This window comes from Variovorax sp. M-6 (genome assembly GCF_052114385.1).
Taxonomy (GTDB): domain Bacteria; phylum Pseudomonadota; class Gammaproteobacteria; order Burkholderiales; family Burkholderiaceae_C; genus Variovorax.
In genome coordinates this window covers 1-16,634 of sequence record NZ_JBFREQ010000042.1, presented here as the reverse complement: position 1 = coordinate 16,634, position 16,634 = coordinate 1, and the positions used below count along the sequence as shown (strand labels likewise).

The 16,634-nt window shown below is 62.4% G+C and carries 15 protein-coding genes and 1 pseudogene; 4 read left to right on the top strand and 12 right to left on the bottom strand.

Annotated features, from left to right (window positions below; translation table 11 throughout):
* From AB4Z46_RS31145 to AB4Z46_RS31115, 7 genes are all read right to left on the bottom strand, one after another.
* A complete protein-coding gene (locus AB4Z46_RS31145) occupies positions 1-1,233 on the bottom strand; it encodes a CaiB/BaiF CoA transferase family protein (RefSeq protein WP_442287431.1) in 1,233 nt (410 codons plus the stop codon).
* On the bottom strand, positions 1,220-2,113 hold the full coding sequence (locus tag AB4Z46_RS31140) for an HpcH/HpaI aldolase/citrate lyase family protein (RefSeq protein WP_442287430.1): 894 nt from the start codon (positions 2,111-2,113) through the stop codon (positions 1,220-1,222). Before AB4Z46_RS31140 ends, AB4Z46_RS31145 begins: the two co-directional genes overlap by 14 nt.
* Complete coding sequence (locus AB4Z46_RS31135) at positions 2,110-2,562, bottom strand: MaoC family dehydratase (protein ID WP_442287429.1); 453 nt, start codon at positions 2,560-2,562, stop codon at positions 2,110-2,112. Before AB4Z46_RS31135 ends, AB4Z46_RS31140 begins: the two co-directional genes overlap by 4 nt.
* Positions 2,563-2,581: 19 nt before the next feature.
* Entirely contained in the window at positions 2,582-3,808 is a 1,227-nt protein-coding gene (locus AB4Z46_RS31130; protein ID WP_442287428.1) for a CaiB/BaiF CoA transferase family protein, read from the bottom strand.
* On the bottom strand, positions 3,805-4,236 hold the full coding sequence (locus AB4Z46_RS31125; RefSeq protein WP_442287427.1) for a Zn-ribbon domain-containing OB-fold protein: 432 nt from the start codon (positions 4,234-4,236) through the stop codon (positions 3,805-3,807). The genes AB4Z46_RS31130 and AB4Z46_RS31125 overlap by 4 nt, the downstream gene beginning before the upstream one ends.
* Positions 4,233-5,405 carry a thiolase domain-containing protein gene (locus AB4Z46_RS31120; protein WP_442287426.1) on the bottom strand — a complete coding sequence of 391 codons (1,173 nt, stop codon included), beginning with the start codon at positions 5,403-5,405 and terminating at the stop codon, positions 4,233-4,235. Before AB4Z46_RS31120 ends, AB4Z46_RS31125 begins: the two co-directional genes overlap by 4 nt.
* A gap of 175 nt (positions 5,406-5,580) precedes the next feature.
* Positions 5,581-6,606: a Bug family tripartite tricarboxylate transporter substrate binding protein gene (locus tag AB4Z46_RS31115; protein ID WP_442287425.1), complete on the bottom strand. Its 1,026-nt coding sequence runs from the start codon at positions 6,604-6,606 to the stop codon at positions 5,581-5,583.
* Between the two features lie 402 nt (positions 6,607-7,008).
* On the opposite strand from AB4Z46_RS31115, the gene AB4Z46_RS31110 reads away from it, so the two are divergent.
* On the top strand, positions 7,009-8,040 hold the full coding sequence (locus AB4Z46_RS31110; RefSeq protein ID WP_442287424.1) for a glutathione S-transferase N-terminal domain-containing protein: 1,032 nt from the start codon (positions 7,009-7,011) through the stop codon (positions 8,038-8,040).
* A 51-nt stretch (positions 8,041-8,091) separates the two neighbouring features.
* Here the strand turns inward: AB4Z46_RS31110 and AB4Z46_RS31105 are convergent, their stop codons facing one another.
* Positions 8,092-8,916 carry an IclR family transcriptional regulator gene (locus tag AB4Z46_RS31105; RefSeq protein WP_442287423.1) on the bottom strand — a complete coding sequence of 275 codons (825 nt, stop codon included), beginning with the start codon at positions 8,914-8,916 and terminating at the stop codon, positions 8,092-8,094.
* A 302-nt stretch (positions 8,917-9,218) separates the two neighbouring features.
* Between AB4Z46_RS31105 and AB4Z46_RS31100 the strand changes: the two genes are divergently transcribed.
* The gene (locus AB4Z46_RS31100) at positions 9,219-10,091 is read left to right on the top strand and encodes a MaoC/PaaZ C-terminal domain-containing protein (RefSeq protein WP_442287422.1); all 873 of its coding nucleotides are present in this window, start codon (positions 9,219-9,221) and stop codon (positions 10,089-10,091) included.
* 84 nt (positions 10,092-10,175) lie between these two features.
* On the opposite strand, the gene AB4Z46_RS31095 is transcribed toward AB4Z46_RS31100, so the two are convergent.
* From AB4Z46_RS31095 to AB4Z46_RS31085, 3 genes and pseudogenes are all read right to left on the bottom strand, one after another.
* Complete coding sequence (locus AB4Z46_RS31095; RefSeq protein WP_442287421.1) at positions 10,176-10,502, bottom strand: ISL3 family transposase; 327 nt, start codon at positions 10,500-10,502, stop codon at positions 10,176-10,178.
* The gene (locus AB4Z46_RS31090; protein ID WP_442287420.1) at positions 10,477-11,118 is read right to left on the bottom strand and encodes a transposase family protein; all 642 of its coding nucleotides are present in this window, start codon (positions 11,116-11,118) and stop codon (positions 10,477-10,479) included. Before AB4Z46_RS31090 ends, AB4Z46_RS31095 begins: the two co-directional genes overlap by 26 nt.
* A gap of 330 nt (positions 11,119-11,448) precedes the next feature.
* A pseudogene (locus tag AB4Z46_RS31085) lies at positions 11,449-11,624 on the bottom strand (IS3 family transposase); the annotation flags it as partial.
* A gap of 849 nt (positions 11,625-12,473) precedes the next feature.
* Here AB4Z46_RS31085 and AB4Z46_RS31080 point away from each other — a divergent pair.
* Positions 12,474-13,166 carry a potassium channel family protein gene (locus AB4Z46_RS31080; protein ID WP_442287419.1) on the top strand — a complete coding sequence of 231 codons (693 nt, stop codon included), beginning with the start codon at positions 12,474-12,476 and terminating at the stop codon, positions 13,164-13,166.
* An 80-nt stretch (positions 13,167-13,246) separates the two neighbouring features.
* Positions 13,247-13,855, top strand: coding sequence for a hypothetical protein (locus tag AB4Z46_RS31075; protein WP_442287418.1), 609 nt, complete (start codon positions 13,247-13,249; stop codon positions 13,853-13,855).
* Positions 13,856-13,962: 107 nt separating this feature from the next.
* Here AB4Z46_RS31075 and AB4Z46_RS31070 read toward each other — a convergent pair whose 3' ends face one another.
* A complete protein-coding gene (locus tag AB4Z46_RS31070) occupies positions 13,963-16,350 on the bottom strand; it encodes a penicillin-binding protein 1A (protein ID WP_442287417.1) in 2,388 nt (795 codons plus the stop codon).
* Between the last annotated feature and the right edge of the window lie 284 nt (positions 16,351-16,634).

Here is a 16,634-nt window from a genome sequence, read left to right as displayed (position 1 = left end):
TCACGACGCGCAAGCCTCAGCGGGTGCGATGCTGACCCTGGACTGGAGCAATTTCTCGATCCGGGCCGCCGGGTAACCCGCCTCGGTCAGAATCTCGACGCTTTGCTCGCCCAGCCGTGGCGGAGTCCGTCGGATCGACGAAGGTGATGCGCTGAAGCGGATGGGTGGGTCGGTCATCCGCAACATCCCTTCTGACGGATGCTCGACCATCTTCCAGAAGCCGGTGGCCTGGAGCTGCTCGCTCTCCAGCAGCATCTCTTTCGTGTTGACCCGCATCGCGGGGATCTGCGCCGCGTCGAGTTCGCGCTGCCAATCGGCGGCAGCGCGGGTAGCGATGATCTGCTCCAGGCGGGCGTAGATCTCGCTGGAATGCGCCACGCGGGACGCGATGGTCGCGAAAATGGGGTCGTCGTTGAGCTCCTTCCGACCTGCAACCCGGAAGAAGTCGCGCCAGTTCTGATCGGTGTAGGGCAGCACCGCCAGGTAGTGGCCATCCAGGGTCCGGTACGGCTTTCTCTCGGTGGTGAGGATGCGGGCATAGCCCATGCGATCGATCGGGGGCTCGAAGCAGGCGCCGTAGAGGTGCTCCACCATCACAAAGTCCACCAGGCTTTCGAACATCGGGACTTCGATGGCCTGTCCGCCGCCCGCCTGCGCGCGCCGGAGCAGGCCCGCGAGAACCGCCGAGACCACGTTGTAGGCCGTGATCTTGTCGGCCATGACGGTGGGCACGTAGCGCGGCTGGTCGGAGACGGCGGCCTGCAGGTCCGCCAGCCCGCTGGCGGCCTGGATCACATCGTCGTAGGCCGGCTTGTCCGCCATGGGGCCATCGGCCCGGAATCCGTAGGTCGCGCAGTAGATCAGGTCGGGCTGGTCCTGGGCGAAGCGTTCGTACTCAAGGCCGAGCCGGGCGCACACTCGGGGGCGCAGGTTGTGGATGAAAACGTCCGCGGTCCTGACGATAGCCCGCAGCGCTTCCAGGCCCTCGGGCTGGTTGAGGTCCAGTGCGATGCTGCGCTTGTTCCGGTTGGTCGCCAGATAGAGGGCGGCCATGCCTTCACTGCGGTAGGGCCCGAGCTTGCGCGTGATGTCGCCGTCAAGTGTCTCGACCTTGATCACGTCCGCGCCCATGTCACCCAGCATCTGGGTCGCCCACGGGCCGAGGATGACCGTGGTCAGGTCGACCACGCGAATGCCGTCGAGCGCGCCCTTCATGGGTTCAACGCAAGGCATGGATCTTCTCCGCCAGCGCGAGCAGGTTGCGCGCCTGTTTCAGGTGCGGCATGTCCAGCATGACACCATCGAGCCCGACGGTGCCCAGGCCCGGGTCTTTCTCGAACAGGTCGACGACCCGCCGAGCATGCACCATCTCCTCGGGCGAGGGGGTGAACGCGCGGTTGATGATCTCGCACTGGTCGGGGTGGATGGCGACCTTGCCGATGAAGCCCGCTCGCCGGTCGCGCAGGCAGTCGGCTTCCAGCCCGGCGTGATCGCGGAAGTTGAGGTGGACCACTCCGACCGGCTGGACGTCGATCGCACGCGCCGTGGCCAGGCATAGAGACTTCGCCATCAGAAAAGGATGGTCGTATTCACCGTTCGCGGGGTTGCGGTTGTCGCTTGCGCCGAGCGCGGCCGCGAGGTCTTCGCCGCCCCAGGTCATGGCCGCCAGGCGCGGGGAGACGCCATCGAGGTAGGTGTGGAAGGTCAGCAGAGAGGCCGCAGTTTCCGTCGCCACGCAGAGGATCCGGGTGGCGCCCTGGGGCAGGCCCTCGCGGGCCTCCAGCGCGCACAGGTAGTTCGCCAGCGTGTTGACCTCCGCCGCGGACTTCACCTTGGGCAGGCATATGCCATCAGGCGCACCCGGCATCACCGCAGCCAGATCGAGCAGCGCCGCGTCCGTGTCGAGCGGATTGATGCGCACATACAACTGCTGGCGGGTCCGGTCCGCGTGAGCTTTGAGATGCGCACGCACCATCTCGCGAGCGACCGCCTGCCGCTCATGGGCCACCGAATCCTCCAAATCCAGGATCAGCACATCGGCAGGGTTGTCGCTCCCCTTCGCCAGCTTGCGCTCGGAGTCACCCGGAACAAACAACCAGGAGCGCGCGATCATGATGGGCGCTTCCGCATCAGGCCGGCGCGAACGCAGTAGCAGATTTCCTTGTCGTGCTGGTTGAATCCAAAGTGCTCGAAGGTCACGATACCCGCGTTCGGGCGTGACTTGCTCTCTCGCATGTCCTTGATGCGCGTCACCACGTGAACGGTGTCGCCGTGAAACAAGGGATTGACGAAGCGAATATCCGTCATTCCGAGATTGCCGATGGTCGTGCCGAGCGTGGTTTCGGTGACCGTCACCCCGATCACGAGGCCCAGGGTAAAGAGGCTGTTCACGATACGCTTCCCATACTCGGTCTTCTTGGAGAACTCCTCGTCCAGGTGCAGAGGCTGGGAGTTGTGCGTCATCGCGCAGAAGAGGATGTTGTCCATTTCGGTCAGCGTTCGAGTCAGCGCGTGCTGGAACTCCATGCCTACCTTGAATTCTTCGTAATACAAACCTGCCATGAGTCGATCCTTCGGGTTGTCAATTCTCTGAATGCGGGGTCGCACCAGCCATCGTTGCCGTCACGCCGCTTTCAATCAGAGCGGCGATCCGATCCTCGGCATATCCGGCCTCCTGCAATACTTCCACGCTGTGTTCGCCCAGACGCGGAACATGGCGTGAACACGCCGGCTGCGAAGCCGACCAGGTGCTGGGATAGGACATCTGCCGAATCCGTCCTTCGCTCGGGTGCTCGCCAAAGGTGAAGAACCCCGTGGCCTCGAGATGCGGATCCCGCACGAGCGAATCCGGGGTGTGCAATGGCATCGCCGGGATGTCGGCCTGGTTCAGAAGGTCGAGCCATTCGCTGGTGGTTCGCGTCAGCAGGAGCTGCGCGAGCTCCGCATACAGCGCGACGATGTTCTCGGTTCGACTGGTCATGCTGTGATAGCGGGGATCCCTGTCGTAGTCGTCTTCACGCCCGAGCGCCTTGAGAAATGACCTCCAATGTCGATCGGTGTAAATCATCACGCACACGAATCCATCCTTCGTCGGGTACGGACGTCGGTCGGCATTCATCATCCGGGGGTAGCCCATGGCCCCTAGGGGTGGTTCGAACGCATGTCCCGCAAGATGGTCGCCCAGCACGAAGCTCGCCATCATCTCGAACATCGGAATATCGATCTGCTGGCCTTGTCCGGTGCGTGTCTGGTGAAAAAGGGCAGCCGATATCTGGCCGACCGCCCAGAGTGCGACACCTCGATCCACAATGGCAGTGGGTGCATAACGGGGCTCACCGCCGTCGGCCATGCGGGACAGCGAAGGCACAGCCACCGCCCCCTGGATCAAATCGTCGAACGCCGGTTTCGCCGCATAGGGGCCGTCCTGGCCATAGCCGAAGAGACCGGCGAAAATGATCCGCGGGTTGACCTCCGACACCGTGGCGTAGCTGAGGCCGAGACGGGCCATCGACTGCGGGCGCAGGTTATAGATCAGCACATCGGCTTGCCGAAGCAGATCGGACAACACTTCAGCGCCTTCAGCCCGCTTCAGGTCCAGCACGATGCTGCGCTTGCTGCGGTTGACATTAAGAAACAAGGACCCCATTCCGGGATGGCGGAAGGGTCCGATCCCGCGAACGGGATCACCCTGGGGCGATTCGACCTTGATGACGTCGGCCCCCATGTCGCCAAGGATCTGCGTGGCGTACGGCGCCATCAGCATTGTCGAGACGTCAATCACCTTGACGCCTGCGAGTGGTCCGCTCATGGCGCCCTCCCGATCGGGGCTTCGGTCTCCGCTGACCGTAGCGGACGGAAGACGGGCACTGCGTGAGCGCCTTCGGTAGACCGGAACGCCAATGCGACGCGCTGCCCGATCGCAATATCCGCGAACGCACAGTCGACGATATGGGTCATCATGGTCACGCCTTCATCCAGCGTGACGTAGGCGATGGCATACGGCGGCTCCGCGCGGCGCATGATCGAGAACGAATAGATCCTGCCGTATCCACAGGCCGGATACCAGGCCGTATCACTGCTGAGGCAATGGGGACAGACTGCTCGCGGATAGTAGTGCGTCTCCCCGCAGACATTGCATTTCTTGAGGTACAGAACGCCCTCCTTGCATCCGTCCCAATAGGCTTTGGTTTCCAGGTTGACGATCGGATCGGGATACGTCCATTCCTGCGGTTTCATGCATCGCTCCTTCCGAGGATGACGGTGGCACTGCCCATCCTCGTGCCGATCGATCCGCCCGTGCCGTGTGCCAATGCCAGCGTGCAGTTCGGCACCTGGACCTTGGGATGGGCTTCGCCGCGCAACTGTCGAACCGCCTCGATCACCTTGGTCATGCCACCTCGGTTGTTGGGATGGCTGTTGCAGAGCCCACCCCCATCGGTGTTGAAGGGCAGCTTGCCAATCCCGGATATCAGGTTGCCATCGGCCACGAACCTCCCGCCCTGCCCCTTCTCGCAAAACCCCAGGTCCTCCAGTGTCATGAGCACCGTGATCGTGAAGCTGTCGTAGATGGATGCGTAGTCGATATCTGCCGGTTTCAGGCGAGCCTCGGCGAAAGCAAGGGCACCAGACTTCACCGCACCGGTATGCGTCAGCTCCACCTTGCCGCCATCGAGATGCTTGATCGCCTCGCCATGGCCGAGAATCTTGACGCAACGCGACCCGATCTCCCTGGCCTTGTCAGGACCGACGATGACCAGGGCACCACCGCCATCGGTGACGACGCAGCAATCCAATCGGTGCAGAGGGTCGGCGACCATGGGCGAATTGATGACATCCTCGATCGTCACCACATCGCGAAGCAACGCGCGCTCGTTGTATTGGGCGTGATGCGAGGCAGACACCTTGACCGCGGCGAGTTGTTCGCTCGTCGTCCCGTACTCGTGCATGTGGCGCTTTGCCGCCATGGCATAGAGATTCACAACGACCGGACCATAGGGTTGCTCGAACCCTAGGTCGGGCGCTCCACGGCCGTAGTCACGTGCCCCCACGGTGGCCATGCCCTCCGCGCGCGGGCGGCCGGCCAGCGTGATGAGCGCGACCGAACACCGGCCCGAGGCAATGGCTTCGACGGCGTGTCCGACATGCACCACATAAGACGAGCCACCGGTCTCCGTGGTATCGATGTGCCTGAGCTTCAGCCCCATGTACTCGGCCATGGACAACCCGCCCAATCCGGGCGCATCGCCGGCACAGAAATAGCCATCGACGTCGCGGCTTTCCAGTCCGGCGTCTCGAAGCGCTCCAAGCGCGACCTCGGCATGCAGTTGGGGGATGGTCTTGTCAACGGCCTTGCGCGTTGGATGCTCGAATGCTCCGGCGATATAGGCCTTGCAGGGACGACTCATGACTTCTTCTCTCCTATGGGTCGATGTGCCCATCGACGTCTGATGTGCCGAGCGAGTTCGGTGCTCATCTACCTTGGCGCCCAGGCGGCACCCCGAACACCTTCTCTGGTGTTCGAGCCGCTCCGCTCAGGGCCGCGCTCGCCAGGCGAGGTGCGGCATTGCAGATGCGGGACTGCTACTTTTTCTCGTCGGGAAGGCGGATATCGAAGCGCTTCAAGGTCACAGCCAGGCGCTCGCTCTCTGAGCGCCACTCGGCTTGGTCTTGCGCGGCAGTGCCGGTGGCCTTCACGGTCAATCCAGCCTGCGCAATCTTCGACTTGAACGAATCGGTCTGGGCGACCTGGACAATCGCTCGATTGATGGTGTTCACGATCGCATCGGGCGTCTTGCCCGGGGCCGCCACCGCAATCCATGGCAGCCAGTTGTTGACCGCATTGAATTCTGGAAAGCCGGCTTCGATCATGGTCGGCGTGTCGGGCAATTGAGGCAGCCGTTGCGGAGAGGCGACCGCGAGCGCGCGCACTTTTCCATTCTGGATATGCTGCAAGCCTCCAGCCAGCGTGTAGACGCCGAAAGTCACTCGTCCGGCGATCAAGTCCATGGTGCCTGGCACCTGACCGCCGTAGTTGACTTCCCGAGCGGTGCCATTGACCAGTTTTGAGAAGATCAGATAAGCAAGCCCGGACGGCGTCAGTTGCGCCTGGCCGATGGAGGCATACGTCACGTCACTGTTCTTGTCCTGCATCTTCGATGCAAGCTCTTTGATCGACTTCACGCCGGACGACGCGCCGGTCATGAAGATAACCTCGTAGTTCGTGAAGATGGAGATCATCCGAAAGTCTTCGAACGGCTTGTAGGTGACGGACTTGTCGAGCATGGGCAGAACGACGAACTGCGGCGTACCACCCACCAGCAAGGTGTGGCCATCCGGCTCCGCGCGCGCGACGATTTCAGCGGCGATCTTGCCTGTCGCTCCAGGTCGATTCTCGACAATGACAGGCAGTCCGAGGACGGGAGTGATTGCCTCTGCCAGGATGCGCGTCGCCAGATCTGCCGGACCTCCGGTGGTGTACGGCACCACCAGGCGTATCGGGCGATTCGACAAGGTCTGCGCGCTGGCGGGCAGAACCAGGCTTGCGAGGGATGCCCCTCCAATCAACATGCTGGCCAACCGGCGTCGTGTGAGTCGCGTGAGCTTCATGGGTTCCTTGTCATGGTCATAGATGCGTGTATCCCGCACATCCGCCGGGGCTCGGGTTTGCCGAGCATCACGATTGTTCGTTAATGCGCACAGTATACGAATATAGGAAGTCTATGCAAGTCCTATCTGCGGCAGATGAGCAGCAATCGCGAGCGCCGTTCCAAGCCCGCCGACAGCCCCTGAAGAAAGAAGATGCAGCGCAGCCCATGGCTCGTCACGTGCGACGACGCTCGATGCCCAAGCGATGGGACCACCTATGCCATGGATTCGGTGTAGTTCGTATAATGGCAATGCCTACCAATATTCGTACATCCAAGCTTCGATGATGAATTGTCATTCCTGGCTGCGCAATCACGGCGCATGACCCGCCCTCATCGAAGCAAGGCCCATGCAGGAGATTTCATGACGACTCGATTGCTTCTCAAAGGCGCGCCTGGCTCGCCCTATACCCGCAAGATGCTGGCCGTTCTGCGCTATCGACGCATCCCATACAACGTGGCGATCCCAGGCTCGCCACACTTGGCCGGCTTGCCGACCCCGAAAGTGGAACTGCAACCCACCTTCTATCTTCCGAATGCCGCGGGCGACATTGAAGCCGTGACGGATTCGACCCCATTGATCCGACGCTTCGAATCCGAATACCTGGGTCGCGAAGCGCGTCCACGCGATCCCGTGATCGGCTTCATTGACAGCTTCCTCGAAGACTATGCGGACGAGTGGTTGACCAAAGCCATGTTTCACTACCGTTGGCATTTCAAGGCCGACATTCGCAAGGCAGCTGACATCCTCCCGCGCTGGCGCAGGCTGACCGCGACCGAGGAAGAGATCGCACAGCTGTCGGCCCAGTTCTCACGCCGGCAGATCGATCGCCTGCGCTTCGTAGGGTCGAATCCGACCACGGCGGAAGTGATCGAGAGCAGCTATCGACGGTTCTTGGCATGCTTCGAGGCCCATCTGGGAACCTGGCCATTCCTGATGGGCGCACGCCCCGGCTCGTCCGACTTCGGCGTCTACGGGCAACTGAGCCAGTTGGCGCATTTCGACCCGACTTCTGCCGCCATCGCGCTGGAGCTCGCGCCTCGTGCCTGCGCCTGGGTCGGCCTGGTCGACGACCTTTCAGGCCATGAGCCCGCGGACAACCAGTGGATCACCCGGAGTGCAGTCCCCCCGACGCTGATGCAGTTGCTCGCCGAAGCAGGACGCACCTACGTTCCCGCGATGATTGCCAACGCGCGCGCCCTCAAATCCAAATCCAATCAGGTCGAGGCGGAGGTCGATGGACGGCCATGGATCCAGGGAGCCTTCCCCTACCAGGGCAAATGTCTGTCTTGGCTGCGAGAAGAGTTCTCCGCCCTGTCATCCGGCGACCAGGCTGGCGTGACTCGACTTCTTGAAGAAGCGGGCAGCACGGCATTGGTGCACGAACCGCTGTAGAGGATTTCGCCAGGCAGGGTCGCTACACCCGCGAGCCGCTCCTGGCGGCATTCATCCCGGCTTTCCCGGGATCAGCGGCACCCCGCCGGCCAGACGGGTACATTCCGCCGCCGCCTGCAGAAGAAGCTTCTCGTTGTGTTTGGCATCGGCTTGCATTCGCCCGACCGGCCCCGCAATCATCAGTGCCGCGACGACCGAACCGTCGCTCGCGAAGATCGGCGACGCCAAAGCGCCCACCCCGGGAATACGCTCTTCGGTGCTGCGAGCGATGCCCTCGCGCCGAACGCATGCGATCTCCGAGAGCAGCGGCTCCACGCTGGTGATCGTATGCGGGGTGAACTTCTTTCGAGGGGTCGATTTCAAATACCTCTTCAGGCGTGCAGGCTCGAAGTAAGCCAGAAGGGCCTTGCCCATCGCTGTGCAGTACAGCTCACGCCGTTCTCCCACTGTCACCGCGTAGCGCAACGGACTCGAGCTTTCCACCTTGTCCAGGTACACCGCGACCTCCGCATCATCGGCCAGCCCGCAGAGCACGACCGTCTCCCCGGTCGCCTCGGAGAGAGCAACGAGAACCGGCCGGACAAGCTCGCTGAGTTGACGTCCCGCCAGAGCCTGCATCGCCAGGGTGTGAATACGCCCCCCCAGGAAGTACCGTCCCGCCTCGTCGCGCACCAAGCAGCCTTCTGCGGTCAAGCCTGCAAGCAACCCGACCAGGCTCGTCTTGGGTGAGCTCGTGATCCTCGCAAGCTCTGACAATGAAGCACCAGCGCGGGCACTCGCGACCGAATCCAGGATCGCAAAAATCCGCCCCACCGATTGAGGGCCGGCACGCTGACTATCCGGTGTGTGYGGCTGATCAGCCGTCGATGTACGCATGCGGGCTCTCAGGGAAGCGGGAAGCTAAAAGGTAAAAAACTCAACTGACCTCGGAGAACTGTCGACGCGAGTAGGGAGCCCACTTGCTGGACGCCTTCAAACACACCCATGCGCGAGATCTTCGTGGCGCTCTCGAAGTGGATACGGAGTTTACGCGAATGCCCAAACCTTGCTGGTTCAGGCATGCGCCTGCCCAGGTAATCCAGTGGAGAATCGCACCCCGGACGACTACGCATTATGGTACATTGTACCAATATAAGAATTCAAGACCGGGGAGTGAATTTCACTTGCGAAGGAGCACCATGCTCGACTATGCGAAGGTTCGAACTTGGGAGTCTGGAGATATCCGGCACACTTGCACCCCTCAAAGTGCCATGCTGTACGCGCTCGGCGTGGGCATGGCACAGGATCCGCTTGATCGAAACGAGATCCGCTATGTCACGGAAAAGAACCTGCGTGTTCTGCCCAGCATGGCCGCGGTCCTTGCTCATCCGGGGTTCTGGATGCGCGACCGACCCGAGATGGGGATCGACTACGTACGAATGGTCCATGGCGAGCAGTCCATTCACCTGCATCGGCCACTCCCCTCGGAGGGGACCGTGGTCGGCCGAAGCCGGGTCACGCGTGTGGTGGACAAGGGGGAGGGAAAAGGCGCACTCGTATATGTAGAGAAACGCCTTTTCGGGACAGACTCGGACGAACTCCTTGCAGTTTGCAACTCCATCGTCTTCTGCCGCGCAGACGGCGGATTCTCCGTCATTGGCGGCGGCGATCCACCAAGCGAGTCTCCGAGGGCCACGCCCCAGACACCGCCCGATGTTGTCGTGGACCTTCAAACTCGGCCCGAATCAGCACTGATCTATCGACTTTCGGGAGACTTCAATCCGCTGCACTCTGATCCTGACGTCGCGACCGAAGCTGGCTTCCCGCGTCCGATCCTGCATGGACTTGGGACCTATGGAGCGGCATGCCACGGCCTGGTGAAAGGATTCTGTGACTACGATCCAGCACGCCTGAAATCGATGAGCGCCCGCTTTTCAGCTCCTACCTTTCCAGGTGATCTTATTCAGCTCGAAGGCTGGAAGACCGCAGACGGCATTGCGTTCCGTGCCCGAGTACCGGCTCGAGATGTCACCGTGCTGAGCCATGGTCACGCCGTCTGCATTGGCGCTTGAAAACAACAGGCCCGAAGATTCTGTAGCCATACCTCGATTGACGTCGTGGGCGCGGATCCTTCGTATTTTGGTCCTTCGGACTTCTCAGTCGGTGAACCGTGGCGGCCAGAGGTTCAGTCCGCCGCAGTGGAAGTACACGGCAATCTTGAATCGCTCGGGGTTGCGATAGCCGCAGGCGCGCTTCTGGATCGCGGCAACCTTCGAGTTCAGTCCTTCGGCGACGGCGTTGGTGATGCGGTGCTTGAAGTACGTCAGCACGTTGGGCAAGTGCCGCGCGATCAGCTTGGCCGCCTCCACGATCGGCGGCAATTGGCAGTGTGTCGCCCAGAAGTACCAGCGCCGCCAGAACCTCTCAGCCCAGGCTTGGCGGGTGAAGTGCCACAGTTCACGCAGCGATTCCTTCAGCGCCAACGCGCTCGGCGCTCTTGAGGGCGTCGAAAGCGTTCGCGTGACTTGTCCGGCACGTTCTCGCGCTGTACAGCCACAGGTACTTGCTCTTGCTCAGTGTGGCGTCGCCCTCGGCCAGCAGCGTCTTGTGCTCGCGCTTACGCACCATGTCCCACCGCGTCGATGACGTGGCGCATGATGTGAAAGCGATCGAACACGATCTTTCCTTCGGCGCCGGGGATCTTCTCCAAGCAGGCGTTGATGTAGGGCGGCTACATGCCCATGCTGACGTCGCCGCCTTCTTCACGTCGGTGGCCAGCAGCACGGCGATGGCCAGCGCCTCGAACAGGTTCGTGAAGCGTCCGCCGGGCTCGGCCCACGGCAGCTTGGCGCGCAGCACGCCGTGCTCAGGACATTGCACGCGCGGCGGTCGCGCGTGCAGCAGTGTCTGGAAGTGACAGCTGTCCAGATGCCGCCAGCTGCGCTCCTCGGCGTGGTCGTAGACGCTGAGCTCAACGCCGCACTCGGGGCACGCGAGGCGAGCTCCGGTTGCGTGAGCCAGGTGAACGTCCACCCGCAGGTGCGCGACGTCCATGTGGGGTTGTCGCAAGCGCACGTCGCGCACGAGTTCGATCACCATGTCGGTACGAGCACAACGTTGCTGTTGATGCTGCAGTTGCTGGTAGTAAGCCTGGCGGCTGACGCCCCAAAAGCGACAAGCCCTCGACACGCTCAGCCCCCGGGAGGAGCTTTTGCGAGAGAACTTGCCCAACGGCTTTTTTTACGACATGCACCCCGTAGTCCTGCTTCAGGATATCGAGCACAGCCTCGAACAGCCGGGCCTTCTCATTGGCCTCCTGAAACTACGCTTCAAGCACCTTGCTCTTCTGTTCGGGGGTGAGCGGCACAGTTGGTGTGCCGGACGATTTCTTGGTCGGAACTGGCATGCGCAGCCGTGATGATGCCGAACCCCAGCTCTGGCGGCCATGCCTGCGCAGCCACACCAGCACGGTCGATCGGCCCTGGATGCCGTAGCGCTGCTGGGCCTGCTTGTAGGTGAGCTCGCCTTTTTTCTACCTGCTCCACCACCGAGAGCTTGAAAGCCAGCGTGTAGTCGCGCAGGGTGCGTTTGACGCCCGTTTCCATTGACTCRCCCGTTCTGAAGGAAAATGTGTCAACCCAGGTCAAGACGGGCCAGAGRCGCAAGAAAAGGCCGCAACCGYGGCCTTTTTTGTGCCCGGGCAGGCGGCGTGCACCCGACCATCCGCGGATTTCGCCTCGGACATTGACATTCATCAATTGAGCGCCCGGCGTCTCCCTTAAGGTCAATGCCCCCAGATCGGGGACTTCGACATCTCCGAAGTCGGGCTGCATGGATTCGCCGAGAGGCGTTGAACCGGCCGATTCATGTCGCACGGGATCGTGAGTGACTCTTGCCACATGCATTTTCCTGGAGGTACTACCATGAAACTCGCCCTCGCCGCGATGGCCATCGCAGTCTCTGGGTGCGCCAGCCGACCCGCATCACCGCCCCCATCACCATTGCCGGCAGACGCCCGTCCCGTCGGCCAAAGCCAGCTTGAACCAAAGGCGGCGGCCTTTTGCATCGCGCAGAAATGGGCGAATAGCATGGGGCAGACAGCCTATGTCCAGTACGTCTTTGCAAACGACACGGCCTTCGATGTCTACCCTCCAGGCCAGCAACCGCCCAGCGGCTCGGCCGCCCTTGTACGGCCGGCCCCATCCGGCACAGGCTCGGCGGTGGGTTTCCGCGGTCCCGAGTCCACGATCGGCGGCGTTGTCGGCCAATGCGCGTGACGTCTGGCCTGCTGCGAAGCCCAACGCATCCGACTGTCGTCGCTGCGCGAATCGCGATCGATCAGTGCATCGCGTGCCGCGTCGGCATCGTATGACAGGCGCAAGCTGCAATCCGCTTGCTGGTGCACGTCGACGGTGACGGCGGCGTGCCCGCTACGCGTTCTTGAGGGCGGGGAAATGACAATCAGCCGGGCGCGCACCACGCTTGCGCAGGTGCTCTACCAGCGCTGCTTCTACCTCTTCGTCGCGATGCTCGCGCTCATCATGGCGATGATGCTGTTGGAGCCCACGCCGCGCGGACGGGTCATGCTCAACGGCGGCAATCTCCTCGTCGTGATCGCAGCGGTCGCCGCGATAGGGCGTACCCAGCTGGCGTTCGTGATCGCGCTCCTGCTCGCAACGCCGGCCCTGTTCTTCCAATGGCTCGCGGTGGACGGCGGCGACTCGCGGCTCCTCCTCCACTCCTGGACCTTCGGCGCCGCGCTTTACGCGGCAACGATCGGATACCTGTTGCGCTACGTCTTTCGAAATGACGTCATGACGGCCGACAAGCTCTACGGCGCCGCGGCCGCCTACCTCATGCTCGGCGCCCTGTGGGCCTATCTCTACGCGATCGCAAATCAATTGCAGCCGGGGTCGTTCACGTTCGGCGGTGCGGTCGTTTCGCCGCCAATAGACGACTTGCTCTACTTCAGTTTCACCTCGCTGACCAGTACGGGCTTCGGGGACGCCGTGCCGGTGAGACGGTATGCGCGCGCGCTGTGCGTGCTCGAGCAGTTGGTGGGCGGGCTCTTCCTGGCGATACTGATCGCCCGGCTGGCGGGCGTCTACCCGCCGCGCAAAGATGTCGGCGGCAGCGACGACCGATAGCGCCCCCGGGGGCGCTCCGCAGCATCACGCCGGGCAGCCAATGGCGCACAATGGCGGCGCTCGCTCAAAAGGACTTCGACATGAAACGTCTCGCCTCAATGATGTTGCTGCTGCCCTTCCTGATGGCGGCCTGCGCCTCGGGGTCCAAAGACGTCGAAAAGTCGGTACAGCCCACGCTGGCGGCGGCAGAGGTCCCCAAGGTCAAGGCGCAGATTCTCGCCATGCGCGACAAGACGCTCGACGAGCTGTTTGCAAAGAAGCCCGAGGCCCGCGAGGAGCTGAGCAAGGCGGTCGGCTACGCGGTGTTCGACTCCTCGCAGATCAACGTCGTGCTCTTCGTCGGCGCGCGAGGCACAGGTGTGCTGGTCGACAACGCGACGCAGGCGCCCACCTTCATGCTGGCAACGCGCGCCGGTACCGGTCCGGGCATCGGCTACAAGGATTTCCGCCAGGTCTTGATCTTCAAGAACAAGGAAGTGTTCGACCAGTTCCGCAAGCTCGGCGCTGACGTCGCTGCGTCGGCCGACGCCACCATGAAGTTGCGTTCCGAGGGAGCTTCCGCGGACCTGTCGACCTCCTTCAATCCCTTCATCTCCACTTACCAGTTCACCGATCAGGGCCTCTTGCTTCAGGCCAACTGGGGCGGCGCCGCCTTCGTGCCCTACGCGCAGTTGAATCAGCCGCAATGAACCGCCAGCCTTTGGTGCGAAGGGACCGCGAGGACACTCCACTGCGCGTGCTGGTGGCGTTCGACTGCATCGACTGCGAAGGCGGCTGATTCGGTGGCGGTGATGAACTAGTTGCGGAACAGGTCAAGAATCCGGCTGCGCTCGTCCGACGGCGGCTCAGGCTTCGTTGGCGAGGCAGCCTCTACGGGTATCGGCGCGGACACTCCCCATGGGTTGGCGAGACCACTCCCCGGCGCATAGTCATCGTAGTACCACTCGCTGCCGACATGAACCACGCCGTCCGGCGGCTGCAGTTCGGTCACGGGTACACCCTTGAGCGCGGTCTCCATGTAGCTGATCCAGATCGGCAGGCTCAGGCTGCTGCCCGTCTCTTTGTCGCCCAGGCTGCGAGGCGCGTCGTACCCCATCCACGCGAGGGCGGTAATCGTCGGCTGGAAGCCCGCGAACCATGTGTCGATCGAGTCGTTGGTGGTTCCGGTCTTGCCATAGAGATCGTCGCGCTTGAACGCCTGATAGGCCTTCGCACCGGTACCGCCCTTGACGACGCTCTGCAGCAGCGTGTCCATGATGAAGGCGTTGCGTCGCGGAATGGCGCGCATTGTTTCGTTGAGCAGCGGCGGCTGGGGCGCGACCAGTATCTTGTCCTTGTGATCCGTGATGCGGGTGATCAGGTAAGGATTGACTCGATAGCCGCCATTGGCAAATACCGAGTAGGCGGTTGCCATCTGCATCGGCGTGACCGCACCGGCGCCCAACGCCATGGGCAGGTAGGCAGGGTGCTTCTCGCGGTCGAAGCCGAAATTGGTGATCCAGTCCTGCGCGTAACGGATACCGATCGATTGCGTGACGCGGAGCGTCACCATGTTGACGGACTTCATGAGCGCAGTTCGAAGCGGGATCGGTCCCGAGAAGGTACCCCCATAGTTCTTCGGCTCCCATGGCTGACCGCCTGTGGTGGCCGCATCGAAGTAGAGCGGGCCATCGTTGACGACAGTGGCTGGCGTGAAGCCTTTTTCAAGCGCCGCCGAGTAGATGAACGGCTTGAAACTCGAGCCTGGCTGACGCCACGCTTGCGTGACATGATTGAACTTGCTTTTGTTGAAATCGAAGCCGCCCACCATCGCCTTGATGGCGCCGTCGCGCGGATCCATTGCAACGAACGCTCCCTCGACCTCGGGCAGTTGAGTCATTCCCCACGCGTCTTTCGGGGTCTTCGCAAGGCGAACTACCGACCCTCGGCGGATCATGATGTTGGGTGGCGCCTTGTCCGCCAATCCCGACTGCACGGGACGCAGCCCGTCGCCGACGATGTGCAAGATCTCGCCGTTCGCACGCACGGCCGTCACCTCCTTGGCACTGGCCTTGAGCACCACCGCGGCGATCAGCTCGCCGTAGTCGGGGTGCTCTGCCAGCACGTCGTCGATCACGCCGGCGCGCTTGTTCGGATCGTCGGGAAGATCCACGAAGCCTTCCGGTCCACGGTACATCTGGGTCCGCTCGTAGCCCATGATTCCGTCTCGCAAGGCCTTGGAGGCGGCCGACTGGTCGATTGCAGAGATCGATGTGTAGACCTTGAGTCCGCGGGTGTAAGTGGCATCGCCATACTGCGCGTAGATCAACTGGCGCACGGTTTCGGCTACATATTCAGCGCGCAGAAGCGCGGGGCCGGGAGGATCGCGCAGCCGAAGCTTCTCTTGCCGGGCCGCCGTCGCGTCCTCGGGCGTGATGAAACCGTTCTCCTGCATTCGGTCAATCACATAGAGCTGGCGTTCTCGTGCCCGCACGGAATTGTTGACCGGGTTGTTGGCGCCAGGCGCTTTGGGCAGCCCCGCCAGCATGGCAGCCTGCGCGATCGAGATGTCCTGGAGCGGCTTGCCGAAATAGGCCTCCGAGGCCGCAGCGAAGCCGTACGCCCGCTTGCCGAGAAACACCTGATTCAGATAGATCTCGAGGATCTGATCCTTGGTGAGCAGCTGCTCCAGCTTGAAAGTGAGCAGGACCTCGTAGACCTTGCGGGTCACAGTTTTTTCGGAAGTCAGGTACGCGTTGCGTGCCACCTGCATCGTGATGGTCGAGCCACCTTGGCTCTTCGCTCGGTTCAGGTTTGCGTACCCCGCGCGCGCCATACTCTTGAAGTCGACTCCATTGTGGTCATAGAAGCGCGCGTCCTCCGCGGCCAGCACGGCGTCTTTCATCAACTTGGGAATTGTCGAGATCGGCGTGAAATCGCGGCGCTCTTCACCATATTCGCCGATCAGAATGCCCTCCGAGGAAAATACCCGCAACGGCAGCTTCGGTCGATAGTCCTGAAGCTCGGCAACATTCGGCAGGTTCGGATAGGCGACCACGAGTGCAATCAAGACGACGAACAACAAGCCCAGTGCCCCGGCCAAGGCCAGCCCTGTGAACCAGAACACGGCGCGCAGGAGCCAAGATCGCCAGGATCTGGAAACCGGCTTGTCGGCGTGTCCCGAAAGATGCGATCGGTCGGCCATGGCAGCAAGCAAGATGCTCGACGGCCAAGTGTCGCCGAAATGCCGCTGAACCGCCTGCAGTTTCGACGAGGACCACTCCAACCCGGATGGGTTGAGCGTGGTCTTCTGGCAGGACTAGGGAATGAACCTAGCCCGCCTGCTCGCCCGCGGCGCGGATCTCCACGCGGCGGTTCGGCTCGAAGCAGGCAATGAGCGCGGTGCGGTTCCTGGCCTTGCCCTGGGCCCTGCAGTCGGCCTCAGTGATCTTGAGGTCCGCCGGGCCGCGGCCTTCGGTCTGGATGATG

Bases quoted from the DNA above. Each gene is read 5' to 3' on its own strand.
- AB4Z46_RS31145 (WP_442287431.1), bottom strand. From the start codon at position 1,233: ATGCCTTGCGTTGAACCCATGAAGGGCGCGCTCGACGGCATTCGCGTG.
- AB4Z46_RS31140 (WP_442287430.1), bottom strand. From the start codon at position 2,113: ATGATCGCGCGCTCCTGGTTGTTTGTTCCGGGTGACTCCGAGCGCAAG.
- AB4Z46_RS31135 (WP_442287429.1), bottom strand. From the start codon at position 2,562: ATGGCAGGTTTGTATTACGAAGAATTCAAGGTAGGCATGGAGTTCCAG.
- AB4Z46_RS31130 (WP_442287428.1), bottom strand. From the start codon at position 3,808: ATGAGCGGACCACTCGCAGGCGTCAAGGTGATTGACGTCTCGACAATG.
- AB4Z46_RS31125 (WP_442287427.1), bottom strand. From the start codon at position 4,236: ATGAAACCGCAGGAATGGACGTATCCCGATCCGATCGTCAACCTGGAA.
- AB4Z46_RS31120 (WP_442287426.1), bottom strand. From the start codon at position 5,405: ATGAGTCGTCCCTGCAAGGCCTATATCGCCGGAGCATTCGAGCATCCA.
- AB4Z46_RS31115 (WP_442287425.1), bottom strand. From the start codon at position 6,606: ATGAAGCTCACGCGACTCACACGACGCCGGTTGGCCAGCATGTTGATT.
- AB4Z46_RS31110 (WP_442287424.1), top strand. From the start codon at position 7,009: ATGACGACTCGATTGCTTCTCAAAGGCGCGCCTGGCTCGCCCTATACC.
- AB4Z46_RS31100 (WP_442287422.1), top strand. From the start codon at position 9,219: ATGCTCGACTATGCGAAGGTTCGAACTTGGGAGTCTGGAGATATCCGG.
- AB4Z46_RS31090 (WP_442287420.1), bottom strand. From the start codon at position 11,118: ATGGTGATCGAACTCGTGCGCGACGTGCGCTTGCGACAACCCCACATG.
- AB4Z46_RS31080 (WP_442287419.1), top strand. From the start codon at position 12,474: ATGACAATCAGCCGGGCGCGCACCACGCTTGCGCAGGTGCTCTACCAG.
- AB4Z46_RS31075 (WP_442287418.1), top strand. From the start codon at position 13,247: ATGAAACGTCTCGCCTCAATGATGTTGCTGCTGCCCTTCCTGATGGCG.
- AB4Z46_RS31070 (WP_442287417.1), bottom strand. From the start codon at position 16,350: ATGGCCGACCGATCGCATCTTTCGGGACACGCCGACAAGCCGGTTTCC.